The sequence below is a fragment of the Corynebacterium sp. HMSC27B11 genome, assembly GCF_001815985.1.
Lineage (GTDB): Bacteria > Actinomycetota > Actinomycetes > Mycobacteriales > Mycobacteriaceae > Corynebacterium.
In genome coordinates, this window is record NZ_KV823538.1 from 52426 (window position 1) to 70103 (window position 17678).

The window sequence follows — 17678 nt, forward strand, 5'->3', positions numbered from 1 at the left end:
TTAAATTCATGACGAATAACCCGGTATCCAATGCTGCAATTTTGAAGCCTCTGCCGCTGCCGGAGCTAGAGGACACCCTGGGTCGGTTGCGGCATGTGGTCAGTGCCGTGGCCAGCAACGATCAGCTGGTCCACACCGACGAGGCCATCGCCTCTTTCAAGCAGCAGGAGGGCCCGCGCCTGCAGGCTCAGCTGCGGGAGTTCGCCGAGGAGAAGGAGGCCGAAAACTCCAGCTGGCTGGCCGAGCAGTGGCTGGATGATTACCTCGACGTCCGCACCTCCCTCCCGGTGACCACGAACGTCGGCTTCCAGGCACGCATCGACGTCGCCGGCGAGGGTCTGGATCGGGTGGCTCGCGTCATCCGCCGCCTTGCGGAGGTGCACCTGATGCAGGCGCGCGGGCAGATGCCGGAGGAGCGCGACTTCCGCGATAACCCACTGAGCTCGACGCAGTGGCGCTGCTTCAACGGCGGCCTGCGCCACCCGAATGTGGATCGCGACGAGATCCTGCGCTGCACCAAGGGGGCGCGCAGCCGCCGGATCGGCGTGCTTCATGAGGGGCGGATGTGGAATGTTCCCATTTCGGACGGCAGCGGGCATGCTCTGTCCATCTCCACGATCCGCGCCGCGCTCGGCAAGATCGTCGATGCTCCAGCCCCGGAGGCTGAGGCGGATGGCGAGGCGGCGCTCGCCGCGCGCCCGGGTTTTGCGGACATGAGCTACCTGGGCTCGGGTCTGCTGGCGGAGCCCTTCAACGAGATGATCCGCGACCGCGACAACGCGGAGACCTATGACCAGCTGCGTGACCAGCTCTTCCACGTCTCTCTCGATTCGACCCGCGGCTCCGAGGAGGAGCTGCTGCGCCGCGCCGCGTTTAGCACCGGGCTGGCCTGGGTCTACAAGCCGATCACCTACGTGATCAGCACGGTGCAGAACTTCCAGGCCATGCACGTGGAGCATTCCACGGTGGACGGCGCGACCCTGGTCACGGCGCTGCGGCGCATCCAGGAGGTCAAGGTCAAGGACGAGGCCCCGGGCTCGCCCGCGCTGGCTCGCCCCGAGGAGCTGACCTGGGTTCGGGTGCCTGAAGAGCTGGCGAGCGTGGGAACCCCGGGCGGGGCGAGCGTTGGCGCGGAGCCGGAGCTGCGCATCGTGGATGCCCCTCGCCTGCCGCAGGATGAGATTCCCTTCAAGTTCAGTGCCGATGCGATGAGCCAGCTGATCCTCACCCTGGCTCAGGAGCTGACCTTTGGCCGCACCCGCGGTGTCTACGAGGCCGTGGACATGCGCGAGTACAAGGCCGGACGCACGGAATGCCTGCGCGCTGCGACTCCGGAGGCAGTGGCCTTCGCTAAGGCCTTGATCAAGGCCGAGGACGCGGAGTCCGCTGCGGCAGATGCGGAACTCCGCGAGAAGCTGGACGCAGTGTTGGCCGCCCACCGGGGGTGGGTGAAGAGCTGCAAGGCGGGCGCGGGGATCGACCGCCACCTGTGGGCACTGAACTTCACCGCCCGGAAGTCCGAGGAGGACGCCGACGGCATCGCCCTACTCAAGGACGAGGGGGTAGCGCTCGCGCTGCGGGACTTCCTCTCCACGACATCGGTGGGTTCGGCGGATCAGCTGATTCGCTACGCCTTCGCCCCGAGCGTCGCCGAGGGCTTCGGTGTGAACTACACCCCGGATCAGGAGCACATCGAGTACCTGGTGAGCTACAGCGAGAGCGCAGAGGATCCACAGTGGTTCCTGGAGAACCTCGTGACTGCTGGCCAGCTGCTCGCCGACTACCTGGGCGCATTGGAAAAATAGGCTTCCGGCTAGGCCGGCGCGGATACGTCCGCGTCGGCCTTTATTTATTGCTTGAATTACCTATTCCAAAGCAAGGAATGTATTTGGTGATATCAATCACCATCAAGAAACTAATGGCCTTAATCACATTTCAACATCCCCATTACACGAACTGTCTTTTAGGTGTTTGACCATTACTTTAGTGCTTCACATCACCCCCTTACCCCCTCCTTAAAACTGGTAGACTTCTGGGTGTCATGGCTCCTGCCGCATTAATGATTAGCAATAGGCATTAATCGGCAGAGCGGTGAGCTAATAAGGGTTCACCCAATCATTCTTTGACCACAGGAGAGACATGCACCTCACAGCACGAGAGCAGGAGAAGCTTCTCATTGTTGTCGCCGCCGACGTGGCGCGTCGCCGCAAGGAGCGCGGCGTTAAGCTGAACCACCCAGAGGCGGTCGCGTACATCACCGCCGAGCTCATGGAGGGCGCGCGTGACGGCAAGACCGTCGCCGAGCTCATGAGCGAAGGCCAGCAGTACCTGACTCGCGACGACGTCATGGAAGGCGTCCCGGAGATGATTTCCGACGTCCAGGTGGAGACCACCTTCCCGGACGGCACGAAGCTTGTCACTGTCCACAACCCGATCCGCTAAGTAGCGCCCAAACCTTCACGTTTGGCCACGCAACCGGCACGCTTCGAGAGGATTTTCTCAATGACCATTTCCGGTGAGTACTTCATCGGCGACGAGCCGATCATTCTGAACGAGGGTCGCGAGACCACGACCATCGAGGTCACCAACACCGGCGACCGCCCGATCCAGATCGGATCCCACTTCCACTTCTACGAGATCAACAAGGCTGTGGAGTTCGACCGCGACGCTGCCTACGGCAAGCGCCTCGACATCCCCGCTGGCACCGCTGTCCGCCTCGAGCCAGGCGACAAGCGCACCGTGGACCTGGTGGACTTCGGTGGCCACCGTCAGGCCTATGGCTTCAACCAGCAGGTCAACGGCCCGCTGGACTAAGCCGTTTAAAAACAGCGAACAACTTCTCACACTTCACTCCTAAGGAGAGCATTCATGGCTTACGAGATTTCTCGTCAGCAGTACGGGGAGCTGTACGGCCCGACCACGGGTGACGGCATTCGTCTTGCTGATACCGACCTGGTTCTGCGCATCGAAAAGGACCTCACCGCTAAGGGCGACGAGGTTGGCTTCGGTGGCGGCAAGGTGATCCGCGAGGGCATGGGCATGAACGCCCGCATGACCCGCGACGAGGGTGTCGTGGACACCGTCATCACCAACGCGATCATCGTCGACCACTCCGGCATCTTTAAGGCCGACATCGGTATCCGCGACGGCCTGATCGTCGGCATCGGTCGCGCAGGCAACCCGGACATCCAGGACGATATCGACATCCCGGTCGGCGTCAACACCGAGGCCTACGCCGGTGAACACACCATCGTGACCGCGGGCGCGATCGATACCCACATTCACATGATCTCCCCGGATCAGTTCGACACTGCACTGTCGAACGGCACCACCACTTTCATCGGCGGTGGCACCGGCCCGGCTGATGGCACCAAGGCCACGACCATCACCCCGGGCGAGTGGCACATCCACCGCATGATCGAGGCCACCTCCGACGCACCGGTGAACATCGGCCTCCTCGGCAAGGGACACGCGGCAGTTCCAGGCCCCCTGAAGGCCCAGATCCGCGCCGGCGCCATCGGGCTGAAGATCCACGAGGACTGGGGGGCTACCCGCTCCGCCATCGACACCTCGCTGCAGGTTGCCGATGAGCTGGACGTCCAGATCGCTATCCACACGGATACGCTGAACGAGTACGGTTACCTCGAGGACACGATTAAGGCCATCGACCACCGCACGATCCACACCTTCCACACCGAGGGTGCTGGCGGTGGCCACGCTCCGGACATCATCGCCATCGCTGGCGAGGAGAACGTGATTCCAGCGTCGACCAACCCGACTCTGCCGTTCACCAAGAACACCGTCGATGAGCACCTCGACATGCTCATGGTTTGCCACCACCTGAACAAGGACATCCCGGAGGATGTCGCGTTCGCGGACTCCCGTATTCGCGGCGAGACGATTGGTGTTGAGGACGTGCTGCACGACCTCGGTGTGTTCTCCATTACCTCCTCCGACTCCCAGGCCATGGGCCGCGTCGGTGAGGTCGTCCTGCGCACCTGGCAGGTCGCACACATCAACAAGCAGCAGCGCGGTCCACTGGAGGGCGACTCCGAGGGCAACGACAACAACCGCATCAAGCGCTACGTCTCCAAGTACACCATCAACCCGGCCATCGCTCACGGCATTAGCCACCTCGTTGGTTCCGTGGAGGTCGGCAAGATGGCTGACCTGGTGCTCTGGGAGCCGCGCTTCTTCGGCGTGAAGCCGAAGGTGGTCCTGAAGTCCGGCCAGGCTGCATACTCCGAGATGGGCGACTCCAACGGTTCCATCCCGACCCCGCAGCCGGTGACCTACCGTCGCAACTGGGGTGCTACCGGCGCAGCCGCCGAGACTTCCGCGGTAACCTTCGTTCCGGGTGTTGCACTGCAGTCCGGCGTCGAAGACAAGCTGCGTGGCGGTCGTGCGCTGCTCGAGGCGCGCGACATGCGCGAGGTCACCAAGAAGGATCTGAAGCACAACGCAGCCACCCCGAAGATCGAGGTGGATCCGCAGACCTACCAGGTTCGTCTGGACGGCGAGCTCGTCGAGGGCTCCAAGCCGACCGAGACCCTGCCAATGGGCCAGAAGTTCTTCCTCTTCTAAAGCCAAAGGCAGTATTGCTTCTGTGATCTAATGCACCGCGACCGGCGGCTTTTGCCGCCATTGCGGTGCATTCTTTTTCGTTAGACTTGAGGCTGCGCAAATAAACACGCAGTCAATTGAGCAACGTCATTTATTAGGAGCCGGAAATGATTATCACCGAGATTCTGGGGAACCGCGCACAGCTCTCCACCGATGAGATCGGCCAGTACACCGAGGAAAAGGTCAAGCTGCCGAACCTCGACCTGGTCAAGCGCATCCAGCGCGTCACCACCGACGCTGACCGCGAGATCGGCCTCCGCCTGCCGTCGGAGGTCAAGGAGCTCAAGGACGGCGACATCCTGTACCAGAACGACGGCCTGCTGATCACCGTCGAGGTACTGCCGACCGACGTCCTGGTCTACCGCCCGCGCAACACCCTGGAGATGGGCAAGGTCGCCCACTCCCTGGGCAACCGCCACCTCCAGGCCCAGTTCTTCGGTGAGGATTCCGAATACGGCGAGACCGTCATGGTGCTCCAGTACGACCACACGGTCGAGGACCACCTCAAGCACGTCGACGCGCAGTACACGCGCGAAGACCGAGTTATGCCGGAGGCATTCCGCCATGCAGAACACTCCCACTAAGAGCAAGAAGAACGGAAAGAAGGCCGAGCAGGCCGAAACCGGCCCCCAGCACGTCCCCTCCGCGGTGCGCGCGCAGCTCGCGATGCTGCACTTCACGGACTCCGCGCTGCCCACCGGTGGCTTCAGCCACTCCTACGGCATGGAGACCTACCTGCAGCGCGATGATGTCCACGACCCGGAGACCTTCGCGACCTGGTTGCGGGCCTACCTCCGCCAGGCCGCGTATAACGACGGCCTGATCTGCCGCTACGCCGCAGAGGTCGGCGCGCAGGTCAAGACCAAGGACATCGACGAGGACACCGCCTACGCGCGCCTGGCTGAGCTGGACCAGCTCGCGCACGTCTCCCTCGTGCCACGCCAGGTCCGCGACGCGAACTCCTCGATGGGCACGCGCATGGCCAAGATCGGCCCCGTCGCGGTGCCGGAGTCCCCGATCCTGCAGCGCTACTGCAAGGACGTCCGCGAGGGTGAGCTGCACGGCAGTCCCGCCACCGTGCACGGGCTTGCGCTCGGTGTACTGGGTCTGGACATCGTCGAGGCGGTGCGCAGCTACCTCATGCAGCTGACCGTCTCGCTGACGCAGAACGGCATCCGTGGCATCCCGATCGGTCAGGACGCCGGCCAGCGCGTGCTCTCCGCGATGTACCCGGTGATCAACCGCACTGCGGAGAAGATCCAGACCCTGGGGATGATCGACCTGGGTATGTCCTCCCCCGGGCTGGAGATCGCGCAGATCCAGCACGAGACGCACCGTTCCCGCATGTTTATGTCCTAGCCCTTGGGGCACGTGCCCGCCGGTCGTCCAAGGGCCCTCTGGCGGGACACAAGGGCACCGCGCCCCGCTGCTCCCCTAGCTGGGGAATACCCAAGACCAGCGGCGCGCTGAAAATATTAGAGAAGAAAAGAAGACAAGAAAGAAGGCCTAGACAGTCATGGCACCTATCAAGATTGGTATCGGCGGCCCGGTCGGCTCCGGCAAGACCGAACTCATCGAGCGCATCACCCGCGCCCTCGACGGCGAGATCGAGATGGCCGCGATCACGAACGATATTTACACCCTCGAGGATGCGAAGATCCTGGCCCGCAACTCCGTGCTGGACGAGGACCGCATCATCGGTGTCGAGACCGGTGGCTGCCCACACACCGCTATCCGTGAGGACACGTCCATGAACGACGCGGCCTACGAGGAGATCGTCAAGCGCCACCCGAACCTGGACATCGTCTTCGTCGAGTCCGGCGGCGATAACCTCTCCGCAACCTTCTCCCCGGAGCTCGTCGACTTCTCCATCTACATCATCGACGTCGCGCAGGGCGAGAAGATCCCGCGCAAGGCTGGTCAGGGCATGATCAAGTCCGACCTCTTCGTCATCAACAAGACGGACCTGGCACCCTACGTCGGCGCCGACCTGTCCGTCATGGAGGCCGACTCCAAGAACTTCCGCGGCGAGAAGCCTTTCGTCATGACCAACCTGAAGACCGACGAGGGCCTGGACGGCGTTCTGCGCTGGATCCGCGAAGACGTCCTGATGAGCGACCTGGCGGAGAGCTAATCCGTGAAAGCCTCCCCGTTCATCGACACCCCACCAAAGCGGTATCACTCGCTGCGCGACCCCATCGGCAGGCTCGACCTGCACATCGCACAGCGGGACGGTAAGTCCTACTCGAAGCGGCAGTACTACCACAACGCCCTGCGCGTCATCCGCCCCCACTACCTCGACGATTCCGGCCAGGTCTACTACCAGATCGTCAACCCGGGTGGCGGCTACCTGCGCGGCGATGACTACCACATCACCGTCCGCGTGGACGAGGGCGCGAGCCTGCTGCTGAGCGACCAGTCCGCGACGAAGATCTACAAGACGCCGGAAGACCGCTCCCTGCAGGACGTCCACGTCGTGCTGGGCGAGGACGCCGTCTTCGAGTACCTGCCCGACCAGCTGATCGCCTACGAGGACGCCTCCTATGCGCAGTTCATGAACGTGCAGATGGACTCCAGCGCCTCCCTGGTCACCGCGGAGATCGTCACACCGGGCTGGTCCCCGGACGGCACCCGTTTTAAGTTCCAGGACGTGCGCCTGCACACCACCGTCGAGGTGGATGGCAAGCTGGCAGTGCTGGATAACCTGCTGATCCTGCCGGGCTCCAGCGAGTTCACCGAGGACTCCATCCTCTACATGGAGGATCAGACCCACGTGGGCTCCCTACTGGCCGTGGACCGTCGCATCGACGCCGCGCTGCTCGACGAGCTGCGGGAATACCTCACGGGCGTGGAGTTCAAGGAGACCGTGCGCTTCGGGATCACCCTCATCGACGGGCCGGGGCTCGCGCTGCGCTCCCTCGGCACGCTCACGGAGGATCTGTACCTGCTGAACACGGAGGTCGCTAACTTCCTCCGCGCGAAGTTCCGCAACCAGCCGCGGCTGCACCTGCGCAAGTACTAGTTAGAGCAGCCGCCGGGCAAACTGCATCTAGAGCACACAAGGCTCTTTGCAATTCAAGTTCCGGCTGCTATCAACGGATTCACAGAGGACTCCACGCCAATGCCGGGGCATTTTGCCCCGGCATTGTGCCATGCTGGACACGTTCCATCACCCACTCAGTTGAAGAACGAGGTCCGCGTTAAACGTGCGCAAAACCCAGCTCCCCTTCCTCCTCGCTGCCGTAACACTCGGGCTCGCCGGATGTGCTTCCAGTGGCGACCCGTCGACTGATACTGCGACGAGCGCCGTCGAAACCCAGAGCCAGGAAAACTCCCAGATGACCCCTGCGGACATCCTCGCCCCATATTCCTTGGAGGATCGCAACGTCGACGATGTGGTCGATGCCCTGGATCAGATGCCGGTAAACGAACGGCCGAAGGACCTCATAGCCTCCGTACGCATCGATCAGCTGGAACTGAGCACCAACGAGGGCAGCGCCGCTATGGATATGCCCAAAGACAAGACGTACGTGTCCTTCGCGCCCTACGTTGATAGCACTCACCCCTGCACGTTCCACAGCCTGACAACGTGCCAGGGGGAAATGCGTAACACACCGATCCACATCAAAATTACGGAATCAGGCTCGAACCGAGTACTGGTCGACGAGCGCGTAAAGACCTTCGATAACGGTTTCTACGGCGTATGGCTGCCGCGGAATATCGAAGGCAAGATTGAGGTCACCCACGAGGGCAAAACCGGCAGCGCCGATTTTTCAACCAAGGCAAACGGCGCCACGTGTGTCACTGATCTCAAGCTGAGCTAACTAGAGCAGCCGCCGGGCGAGCTGCGTGGCCTCATCCGGGGTCAGCACGGCACCGGCGGCCTTACCCATGGCGGGTCGAGTCGATTCATCGGCGCTGACCCGCCATTTTTGCTGCCCGGAATCGGTGCCTGTGGCGGGGTCAGTGGCGGCGTCGGTCGCGACGGGATCCGCGGCATCGGTGGCGCCGTCGGTGACGGTCGCGGCGTCCGTGCCGTCCATGGCGTCGAAGGCCACGTAGACGTGCGTTTCTACCGCGTGCTGCACTTGGATCCACTCCAGGCAGGCCGCCGGGGGCGCCTGAAGCGCGGCAGCCAGCAGCTGGTGCAGCTCCTCGGGATCCCCCACCCGGTGGGCGAAGCCATTAGAGGCGGCGAAGACCCAGTCGGTCTCCCGGCTGGGATTGCCGACGGGCTCGCCGCCGCGTTCTCCCGTAGGAGCCTCTCCCAGCGCGCTGCCCGACCCCTCGCCCGGCTCGTGCTCTCCGTTAGTCCTTGAGGATGTCATTGATCACGATGGTCTGATCGCGACCCGGGCCCACACCGATGTAGGACATACGGCAGCCCGAGAGCTCCTCCAGGCGCTTGACGTAGTCCTGCGCCTTCTCCGGCAGCTCCTCGAAGGTGCGGCAGCCGGTGATGTCCTCGTCCCACGCCGGCATCGTCTCGTAGATCGGGGTGGCGTGGTGGAACTCGGTCTGGGTCATCGGCATCTCGTCGTGGCGGACACCGTCGACGTCGTAGGCCACGCAGATCGGGATCTCACCGATGCCGGTCAGGACGTCCAGCTTCGTCAGGAAGTAGTCCGTGAAGCCGTTGACGCGGGAGGCGTAGCGCGCGATGACGGAGTCGTACCAACCGCAACGGCGCGGGCGGCCGGTGTTCACGCCGACCTCGCCACCGGTGGTCTGCAGGTACTCGCCCCACTTGTCGAAGAGCTCCGTCGGGAACGGGCCGGCACCAACGCGGGTGGTGTAGGCCTTGATGATGCCCAGGGAGCTGGTGATGCGGGTCGGCCCCACGCCCGAGCCCACGCAGGCGCCACCGGTGGTCGGGTTGGAGGAGGTCACGAACGGGTAGGTGCCGTGGTCCACGTCCAGCATGGTGGCCTGGCCACCCTCCATCAGCACGCGCTCGCCGCGATCCAGGGCCTCGTTGAGGACCTTCGAAGAATCGATGAGCATCGGAGCCAGGCGGTCCGCGTAGGACAGGAAGTACTGCACGACCTCCTCCGGCTCAATCGCGCGGCGGTTGTACATCTTCACCAGCATCTGGTTCTTCTTATCCAGCGCGGATTCGATCTTCTGGCGCAGGATGGACTCGTCCAGCAGGTCCTGGGCGCGGATGCCGACGCGGCCGACCTTGTCCTGGTAGGTCGGGCCGATGCCGCGGCCGGTGGTGCCGATGGCGCGCTTGCCGAGGAAACGCTCGGAGACGCGGTCGATCGCCACGTGGTACGGGGCGACGAGCTGAGCGTTGGCGGAAACACGCAGGTGAGAGGTGTCCGCACCGCGGGCCTGAAGGCCGTCGATCTCCTCGAACAGGGCCTCCAGGTTCACCACGCAGCCATTGCCAATGATGGAGGTCGCATTGTCGGAGAGGATGCCGGCTGGCAGGAGCTTCAGCTCATACTTCTCCCCTCCCACGACGACGGTGTGGCCGGCGTTGTTACCGCCGTTGGGCTTCACGACGTAATCGACCTGGCCACCCAGGATGTCCGTCGCCTTACCCTTGCCCTCATCGCCCCACTGGGCACCGACAACGATGATTGCTGCCATTTGACTTCTCTTGTCCTCGCTTATTGGGGGTAGTCCAACTTAAAGATCATACTACGAGGTCGCAGCCCGACTCTTCTTCAGCGCGATGATCGGCGGGATCAGCATCACCAGCCCGGCGATGAGGGCGACTCCGCCGAAGAGCCACACCAGCCCCGCGATGATCGCGATGGGTGCGAGGATCGCCGCAGCGATCTCGAAGGGGGCGAAGCCCACGTAGGCCATACCGAACTCTTCGAGGGTTCCGGAGCGCATCTCCGGGTCGACGATCTTCAGCACGGCAATACCCGTGGCCACCGAGGCGGTGGCCCAGCCCCAGCCGAACACCGCGCGTTCGAACCAGCCGTGGTCGAAGGTGCGGGGTGCAATGTAGAAGAAGAGGAACAGGCAGAACGCCAGCCCCACCAGGAACAGGATGATCAGCGGGACGATGTAGCTCGCAACCACCGCCGGGATGATGGACGCGATACCCACCGCCACCAGGAAGTCCGTCGACGCACCCGAGACTGAGCCCATCAGCTTCGTGTCCAGATAGTGTGGAGCCTTGAGCAGGTGCAGCGCACCCACTCCGGCCAGGCCCACGAGGAAGGCCATCGCGAACAGCGGGAAGCTCAAGGCCGGGAAGGTCTCGTTGACCCAGTTGGTCAGGATATTCGCCAGGAAGATCGTCACGGTCAGCACCGCGATGTGCAGCGCGATCGGCTCAATCGAGGATGGGCTCGTGGTCGCCCGCCCCACGCTCGGTCGCTGACCGGGCAGGGAAATAATGCCGGTGCGCATATCCTCCGGCAGCTGGTCCAGGCGAGGCAGCTCATTGGTGTGGCCCCGCTTCGAACCCCACCGGGCGAAGATCACACCACCAATGATCGCGGAGAACATGCCCACCGCAGCGGCGGTGAAGCCCAGGCTCGTGGCCTCAGTCATGCCCGCGGAGTCCAGCGCGCCACCAACCGCGGCCGCGACGCCGAAACCACCGACGAAGCCGACGGGCAGCATGATGCCGAACCAGTCTGGCGTCCCAAACAGTGGGGCGAACAGCAGCACACCCAACAGTGCGAAGAAGCCCCACTGCGCCAGGTACATGCCCACGGAGTAGGACCACATCGTGCGCGCGCCCTGGCGCACCTTGGCGTCGAAATTCATCGTGAACGGCAGCGCACCGAAGACGACGGCGATGAGGATGGTCGCATAGTCCCCGAAGTGCTCGCTGAACTGGATCAGCCCCAACCCGTTGGGCCCCAGCAGCAGACCCAGCAGACCCGCTGTGATCGGGGCGGGGATCAAGAGTTTCTGGAACCAGGGAATGAAGCGCCGCATGAGGTTGCCTACGATGAGCAGCACCGAAATCCAGCCGATATCCATCACGACGTCGAAGGGTGTGAAGCCATCCACGTGAATAAATCACCTTTCTTCTCTTACGGGTTCTCACGGGCGGCTGTCATCGCGTTTGGCTCACTCTCTCGCGGTGGTGGCCACCCGGGTTAAGCTAAACGCCATGATAGTCGTGTTGCTCACTCCAGAATCCAACTTCACGGACCAGGACGTCCGCGCTGCCGTCGGCGAGAGCCCGGAGAAGCTGGAGTTTCACGAGGTCTCCACGATCCCGACCCGCCGCGAGCTGAAGGTTCTGAACCCGCTGCCGAGCCTGGTCACCGAGCCCACCCCCACGCTCGACGAGATCGCGGCCCAACCGGACGTGCCCCACCAGGGCGAGCCGCAGCCCGCCCCGCACGTGACCAGTGAGCCGGTGCGGGTGGTCGTCATCGGTGAGGACGCCACCGTGGCCGCCGTGGCCTCCAAGCTCATGCGCATCGACGCGCTGTGGGCCCAACTGGCCTTCGTCCCCACCGGCGGGGAGAGCGACATCGCACACAGCTGGGGACTGCCCGAGGAACCGGGCGCAGCACTGGAGTTCGCGCTCACCGCCCCGCCGGTCCCCACGCCCGTCATCCGCGACGACCACTCCATCGTGGTGCTGGGCAGCGCGGAGCTGACCGGGCCGGAGGGCGGGGAGCTTTTCGGGGAGGTCATCGTGGACTCCGACACGCTCTACCACCACGACCGCGGGGCACGCGGGGACTTCACCCACGGGGTCCGGCTGGTGCCGACCCCGTCGGCGCCGGGGATCGCCGCAGTGCAGCTGCCGAGCCCGGAGCAGGTCAAGCACCTGGAAAAGGCCCGTTCGGGTGGCTGGTGGGCGAGGTTTACCGCGGGCTTCCGACCGCCGGCCGAGCCCACGATCTTGAAGGGCCGGGCGCTGCAGGCCGGCGCCCGGGAGATGACGGTCACCCGCGATACGGTCACGCACCCGCGGCCACTGAAGGCCGTGACCTTCTACCGGCACCTGCGCGACGGGCAGTTCATCCGCCGCTAGCAGCGGTGGCGATCAGTCCTCGTCGAAATCTGGGTCCTCGCCCCAGACCTCCGGCGGGTGCCACGGATTCTTCACCGTGGGCGCCAGAGAGGCCATCGCGGAGGGGCGGGAGTAGCCGCAGACCATCAGCGCATCCACGATCGCGGAGCGCACCTGCGCCACGATCACCAGACCTGAGAGCCCCTGGTTTGGAATGATCTCCGGCTTGGCCTCCGAAGCGAGCTTCTGCAGCGCACGGATCACTTCCGGGATCTCCACCAGCTCCTGGCGGCTGCCACGGGTGCCACCCATCGTGTACAGCGCGCCCAGGTGGCCGAGTGCGTCGGAGAGGTCACGGACGACCTCCACGAGCTCCTCCGACACCGGCTCGCCATCCTCCACCATGATCTCCGCCCGGCGGGCGAGAACCCGGATGTTGCGGACCAGGTTATCCACCGGCAGGAGCGCCCGCTGCATGGAGCGGGAGTGGCGCCGGGCGGACCAGTAGAGCGGAGAGATGGTGACGATCTCGTCTCCACCCTTAGACTCCGCCATCAGGGAGTTCACCGTGGATTGGGTGCCGCGCGCGGTCTCTAGCGCCTCAGCGAGGGCGTCGCCGTCGCCGAGCTCCATCGCCGCCGCAACCTCATCGAGGACGAGCGCGGACTTGGAGATCAGGGAGGACAGGTCACGGCGGGCGGCGCGCAGCGGAGAGCGGGGAACGATAGCCATGACGAGCATGCCGATCACCCCGCCGATCAGGGCGTCGACCATGCGGTCGGTAGAACCCCCGGAGCCGGGAGGCAACAAGGTGGCGATCAGCACCCCGGTATTGGCAGCCTGCATCGCGACCATCGGACTGCGGTCGACGAAGCTAGCGATAACGATGCCGGTGAAGACCACCACGGCGATCTGCCAATAACCAGCACCAATCTCCCGGATCACGAGGTCGCCGATGCCCACGCCGAGGCTGACCCCCAGCACCAGTTCGAAGGCGCGGCGCAGGCGCTTGCCCCCGTTGACCCCCAGGGTGATGATGCCCGCCATCGGGGCGAAGAACGGGTTGTGGTGGCCGAAAACCTCGATCGCAATGAAATACGCCAGCGCGGCGGCGAGCGCGCACTGGAAGGCGAAGATGATGGAGACCTGCACGCGCGCTAGGCGCTGCTTCGGTGCAATGTCTCGGATGCTGCGCGCCGCGGCCGCGATGCCCGGCCGGCGGCGGATCAGGGCACGCAGCCGGGCTCGCGCGGGGCGGGACTGGGCCTCCTCTTTATCGAGGATTTCGCCCAGGTCCTCCCCCAGCGGGATATCTTTCGGCCGATGCGTGCTCATGCCCTTCAGTGTGCCACGTCCGCCTGTGGCCCCGGGCACGAAGGGCTGAGAGCTAGAGGGCCCGCCTTACAGCTTGTCGACGTCCTCGAGGTTCATCGCCGGCACGGCTGCGGGGTCGCAGTCGTTGAGCAGGTTGAGGCAGCGGATGACCTCGTCGTCCTCGTTGATGCGCTTCGCGGCGACGACGAGCGCGCCGATCGCGCGGAGAACGCCCTGGTTGGGGACGTGATTCCACGGCACTGGGCCGGTGCCCCGCCAGCCGTTGCCGCGCAGCGCATCCAGGCCCCGGTGGTAGCCGGTGCGGGCGCAGGCGTAGGCGGTGACCGGCTCGTCGGCCTCGATCAGGCGGAAGGCCAGCGCGGCCCACGCACCGGAGTCCTTCGGGTTGGCTTTCGCGATCTTCGCCAGCGAGTCCAGGTCCGCGCCCGCGTCATCGGCGGTGACGGCGCTGGTCAGTTCCTCCGGCAGGCGAACCTCGGGGTGCTCGGCACCGAAGAGATCACGGCCGGTACGCAGTTGTTCAGCCATTGGTCGTTCCTCCTGATCAGTTATTGCATCGGCGCGGGAGCATTCACTACCCGCGCCACCTGAAGCGGGTGTTACTTGCCCAGCGTGTTGCCTGCGGAGCGCAGGTCCTGGCAGGCCTCGACGACGCGCTCGGACATCGCCTGCTCGGCCTTGCGCAGGTAGGAGCGCGGGTCGAAGACCTTCTTGTTGCCGACCTCGCCGTCGATCTTGAACACGCCGTCGTAGTTTTCGAACATGTGGCGCGCGACCGGGTTGGTGAAGGAGTACTGCGTGTCGGTGTCGATGTTCATCTTGATGACGCCGTAGCGCAGGGACTCCTCGATCTTCTCCTTCTCGGAGCCGGAGCCACCGTGGAAGACGAAGTCGAATGGGTTGGCCCCCTCAGCCAGGCCCAGCTTCTTCTCCGCGACCTTCTGGCCCATGTCCAGGACCTCCGGGCGCAGCTTCACGTTGCCCGGCTTGTAGATGCCGTGGACGTTGCCGAAGGTTGCGGCCAGCAGGTAGCGGCCCTTATCCCCCAGGCCGAGGACGTCGATGGTCTTCTCGAAGTCCTCTTCGGTGGTGTAGAGGTTTGCGTTCGGGTCGGCGGAGACACCGTCCTCCTCGCCACCGACGACGCCGATCTCAACCTCGAGGACGATGTTTGCGGCGACGGACTTGTCGAGCAGGTCCTTGGCGATCTGCAGGTTCTCGTCAATCGGGGTGGCAGAGCCGTCCCACATGTGGGACTGGAACAGCGGGTTCTCACCGGCCTCGACGCGCTTGCGGGAGATCTCCAGCAGCGGCAGGACGAAGGTGTCCAGCTTCTCCTTCTGGCAGTGGTCGGTGTGCAGGGCGACGTTCACGCCGTAGTGCTTGGCGGCCTCGTGGGTGAATGCCGCGAGAGCCTCCGCACCGGCCACCATGTTCTTCACATTCAGGCCGGAACCGAACTCCGCGCCACCGATGGAGAACTGGATGATGCCGTCGGACTCGGCATCCGCGAAGCCCTTCAGGGCTGCGTTGATGGTCTCGGAGGAGGTGCAGTTAATCGCCGGGTACGCGAAGCCACCCTCCTTAGCCTTGTCCAGCATGTCGCGGTAGACGTCCGGGGTTGCAATTGCCATTGATGCCTCCTAAGTGCCGCTTCGGGGCGGCATGGGCCACCCGCTCAGCATGATTTACTCACCTGAATTATGCCTGCACTTCATTCTACGCGTCGGCAGCCCCGCCGGTCCCCGCCCGTTTGAGGGGGCAAGCAGCACGGGCAGGTGGCAAAGAACCCTTGCGACCAGGGATTCCCGAAAAGGTGGCGCGCTAGTTCCCCTGCTCGCGCTGGGCGGCCTCCAACCCCGTGATGCGCGCGGCAGCCTCCATCAGCTTCCACCCGGAAAGCTGCACCGAAAGATCGCGCTCGGCGATGTCTGAACTAGCCACCGCCCCGGCGATCGTCGCGCCAACCAGGCCACCGGAATGCGGCAACGTCGCGTCCCGATCCCACCGCGACGGGAACACCGGCAGACCATCGACTTCCAGGCGGTAGCGCCAGGCGGACTCCGCGGAGTGCAGCACGATCCGGCGCGCCTGGGAGCGGGCCTTGCGCGTGCGCGGCCCCAGCTCCGGCAGCTTCTCCGCCGCGAGCGCCAGGTAACGGACGAGGATGCCGTTGAACAGGCCACCGTCGCCACCAGCGGTGGGCGCGGTGATGACGTAGTTGGAGTTGGTCAGGTGCTCGGAGATCGCGTCGATGAGTCCGCAAGCGCGGTAGATATAGTCCATCCCGGCCTCGGAGACCTCATCGTCCCCAACGCGGGCCTGCTCGCGCTCAGCGACCGCCAGCTCGACGCAGGCGCCGAGGGCAACGCCCTGGCAGTAGCTGTGGATCGTGGGCTCCGGGACAGGGCCGTTCATGCGCATCCACAGCCCGTCCATGACCAGGCCGTCCTCGTTGATCATGTTCTCCCAGATCCAGTCGACCAGCTGGCGAGCCAGGTCGAGACGCCCGGTGCGGGCCGCCATGATCGCGACCGGCCCGTTGGTGGGGACGTTGTAGAAAGTCTCGTTGCTGCGCCACGGCAGCACCCCCGTGAGCGAATCCACGCCCTCCAGGATGTTCTCCTCCAAGTCCTTGCGGGCAGAGACGCGCTTGACCTTGGTGTACTGCTCCGCACGCCACAAGGCCAGCGCAAGCCAGGCCTTGTCGTCGTAGTAGTTATTCCGCGTCAGCGGCGCGAGGTTACGCAGCCGCATGCCACGCAGCGTGGCCCGCAGTTCGCGCTGGCGGGCCTTGGATGGGCGACGGCGCGTGGCGTCCACCTGGCAGTCCACGTAGTGGGCCTGCCACCAGTAGTGCCACCGGTAAAAGGCCTTATCCCGCGCCAGGGGCGGCCAGGCGATCACGGCAAGATTGGTCCGCGGCACACCCCATACTTTCGAGGCGTGGCGGTCCGTGATTGCTTGCTGGGCCAGATCGGCCCGGTGATCCCAACGTTCATGCACGCCTTTAAGTCTGCCCAATCCGGGCGATTTTCGCGAAGTTTTGCAGCTTTTACCAGGCCTGGGAGAGGTCCGCGTGCTGCCGGACCCAGGCGTGCATCGCGATCCCCGCCGCCACGCCCGCGTTGATCGAGCGGGTGGATCCGAATTGCGCGATGGAGACGGTCATCCGCGCCCCGCGCTGCGCCTCCTCCGTCACGCCGGGCCCTTCTTGGCCAAACAGCAGCAGGCAGCGGCGCGGTAGCTCGGCAGTTTCCAGGGGCACGGAACCGGGGGTGTTGTCCACGGCGACGACCGCCAGGTCCCGCTCCGCCGCATACTCCAGCACCTCGGCGACGGTCTTGTGGTGTTCGAGGTGCTGGTAGCGGTCGGTGACCATCGCTCCCCGTCGGTTCCAGCGCTTGCGCCCGACGATGTGGACCGTATCCACCGCGAAGGCGTTGGCGGTGCGGACGACGGTGCCGATGTTGGCGTCGTTCTCGAAGTTTTCGATGGCGATGTGCAGCTCGTGGCGGCGGGAGTCGATGTCCGCGACGATGGCGTCCATCGTCCAGTAGCGGTAGGCGTCGACGACGTTGCGGCGGTCACCGTGTGCGAGCAGTTCCGGGTCGAAGTGTTCTTCCGTAGGCAGCGGCACCCCCGGATACTCCTGCTCCCAGGGGCCGACGCCGACGCGGGCCTCGAACCACTCGGTCGGTCCCTTTCCGGAGTGTCCGTTGGTTTCCGATTGCTGGGCCGGCTGATGGCCTGGGTGCATGGTGTCCGGCTT

At 64.7% G+C, this 17678-nt stretch carries 18 protein-coding genes; 10 read left to right on the forward strand and 8 right to left on the reverse strand.

The genetic code is table 11. The annotated features are described in order from the left end of the window. Nucleotides 1-8 precede the first annotated feature (8 nt). The 9 genes from HMPREF3097_RS01370 to HMPREF3097_RS01410 all read left to right on the forward strand — a co-directional run bounded on the left by HMPREF3097_RS01370 (nucleotide 9) and on the right by HMPREF3097_RS01410 (nucleotide 8447). Nucleotides 9-1805, forward strand: coding sequence for a choline/carnitine O-acyltransferase (locus tag HMPREF3097_RS01370; protein ID WP_070760325.1), 1797 nt, complete (start codon nucleotides 9-11; stop codon nucleotides 1803-1805). 334 nt (nucleotides 1806-2139) lie between these two features. Continuing rightward, nucleotides 2140-2442 (forward strand): urease subunit gamma, encoded by a 303-nt coding sequence (locus tag HMPREF3097_RS01375; RefSeq protein WP_015381961.1) that lies wholly within the window; start codon nucleotides 2140-2142, stop codon nucleotides 2440-2442. A 60-nt stretch (nucleotides 2443-2502) separates the two neighbouring features. Further along, nucleotides 2503-2814, forward strand: a complete 312-nt coding sequence (locus HMPREF3097_RS01380) for an urease subunit beta (protein ID WP_070759448.1) — start codon at nucleotides 2503-2505, stop codon at nucleotides 2812-2814. Nucleotides 2815-2868: 54 nt separating this feature from the next. Beyond that, entirely contained in the window at nucleotides 2869-4584 is a 1716-nt protein-coding gene (gene ureC / locus HMPREF3097_RS01385; RefSeq protein WP_070760329.1) for an urease subunit alpha, read from the forward strand. 146 nt (nucleotides 4585-4730) lie between these two features. Next, nucleotides 4731-5207 carry an urease accessory protein UreE gene (gene ureE / locus HMPREF3097_RS01390; protein ID WP_070760331.1) on the forward strand — a complete coding sequence of 159 codons (477 nt, stop codon included), beginning with the start codon at nucleotides 4731-4733 and terminating at the stop codon, nucleotides 5205-5207. Continuing rightward, on the forward strand, nucleotides 5188-5982 hold the full coding sequence (locus HMPREF3097_RS01395) for an urease accessory protein UreF (RefSeq protein ID WP_070760332.1): 795 nt from the start codon (nucleotides 5188-5190) through the stop codon (nucleotides 5980-5982). Before ureE ends, HMPREF3097_RS01395 begins: the two co-directional genes overlap by 20 nt. 157 nt (nucleotides 5983-6139) lie before the next feature. Continuing rightward, complete coding sequence (gene ureG, locus HMPREF3097_RS01400; protein WP_012361011.1) at nucleotides 6140-6757, forward strand: urease accessory protein UreG; 618 nt, start codon at nucleotides 6140-6142, stop codon at nucleotides 6755-6757. A 3-nt stretch (nucleotides 6758-6760) separates the two neighbouring features. After that, entirely contained in the window at nucleotides 6761-7645 is an 885-nt protein-coding gene (locus HMPREF3097_RS01405) for an urease accessory protein UreD (RefSeq protein WP_070760334.1), read from the forward strand. Between the two features lie 184 nt (nucleotides 7646-7829). Then, a complete protein-coding gene (locus tag HMPREF3097_RS01410; RefSeq protein WP_070760336.1) occupies nucleotides 7830-8447 on the forward strand; it encodes a CueP family metal-binding protein in 618 nt (205 codons plus the stop codon). On the opposite strand, the gene HMPREF3097_RS01415 is transcribed toward HMPREF3097_RS01410, so the two are convergent. The 3 genes from HMPREF3097_RS01415 to HMPREF3097_RS01425 are packed head-to-tail and all read right to left on the reverse strand — an operon-like array spanning nucleotide 8448 to nucleotide 11610. Then, a complete protein-coding gene (locus tag HMPREF3097_RS01415) occupies nucleotides 8448-8951 on the reverse strand; it encodes a hypothetical protein (protein WP_246821169.1) in 504 nt (167 codons plus the stop codon). It lies immediately after the preceding gene. Next, entirely contained in the window at nucleotides 8932-10221 is a 1290-nt protein-coding gene (locus tag HMPREF3097_RS01420) for an adenylosuccinate synthase (protein ID WP_012361015.1), read from the reverse strand. Before HMPREF3097_RS01420 ends, HMPREF3097_RS01415 begins: the two co-directional genes overlap by 20 nt. Before the next feature lie 51 nt (nucleotides 10222-10272). Then, complete coding sequence (locus HMPREF3097_RS01425; RefSeq protein ID WP_070760338.1) at nucleotides 10273-11610, reverse strand: sodium/glutamate symporter; 1338 nt, start codon at nucleotides 11608-11610, stop codon at nucleotides 10273-10275. 103 nt (nucleotides 11611-11713) lie between these two features. Here HMPREF3097_RS01425 and HMPREF3097_RS01430 point away from each other — a divergent pair, with 103 nt between their 5' ends. Further along, entirely contained in the window at nucleotides 11714-12592 is an 879-nt protein-coding gene (locus HMPREF3097_RS01430; RefSeq protein ID WP_070760342.1) for a diacylglycerol kinase family protein, read from the forward strand. Nucleotides 12593-12604: 12 nt separating this feature from the next. On the opposite strand, the gene HMPREF3097_RS01435 is transcribed toward HMPREF3097_RS01430, so the two are convergent. The 5 genes from HMPREF3097_RS01435 to HMPREF3097_RS01455 all read right to left on the reverse strand — a co-directional run bounded on the left by HMPREF3097_RS01435 (nucleotide 12605) and on the right by HMPREF3097_RS01455 (nucleotide 17666). After that, nucleotides 12605-13906 carry an FUSC family protein gene (locus HMPREF3097_RS01435; protein WP_070760344.1) on the reverse strand — a complete coding sequence of 434 codons (1302 nt, stop codon included), beginning with the start codon at nucleotides 13904-13906 and terminating at the stop codon, nucleotides 12605-12607. 66 nt (nucleotides 13907-13972) lie between these two features. Further along, nucleotides 13973-14434, reverse strand: a complete 462-nt coding sequence (locus HMPREF3097_RS01440) for a DUF3151 domain-containing protein (protein ID WP_070760346.1) — start codon at nucleotides 14432-14434, stop codon at nucleotides 13973-13975. Nucleotides 14435-14505: 71 nt separating this feature from the next. Then, on the reverse strand, nucleotides 14506-15540 hold the full coding sequence (fbaA, locus tag HMPREF3097_RS01445; RefSeq protein WP_070760347.1) for a class II fructose-bisphosphate aldolase: 1035 nt from the start codon (nucleotides 15538-15540) through the stop codon (nucleotides 14506-14508). A 190-nt stretch (nucleotides 15541-15730) separates the two neighbouring features. Beyond that, complete coding sequence (locus tag HMPREF3097_RS01450) at nucleotides 15731-16912, reverse strand: glycoside hydrolase family 76 protein (protein ID WP_070760348.1); 1182 nt, start codon at nucleotides 16910-16912, stop codon at nucleotides 15731-15733. Nucleotides 16913-16961: 49 nt separating this feature from the next. Next, a complete protein-coding gene (locus tag HMPREF3097_RS01455; protein ID WP_070760552.1) occupies nucleotides 16962-17666 on the reverse strand; it encodes a TrmH family RNA methyltransferase in 705 nt (234 codons plus the stop codon). Nucleotides 17667-17678: the final 12 nt, after the last annotated feature.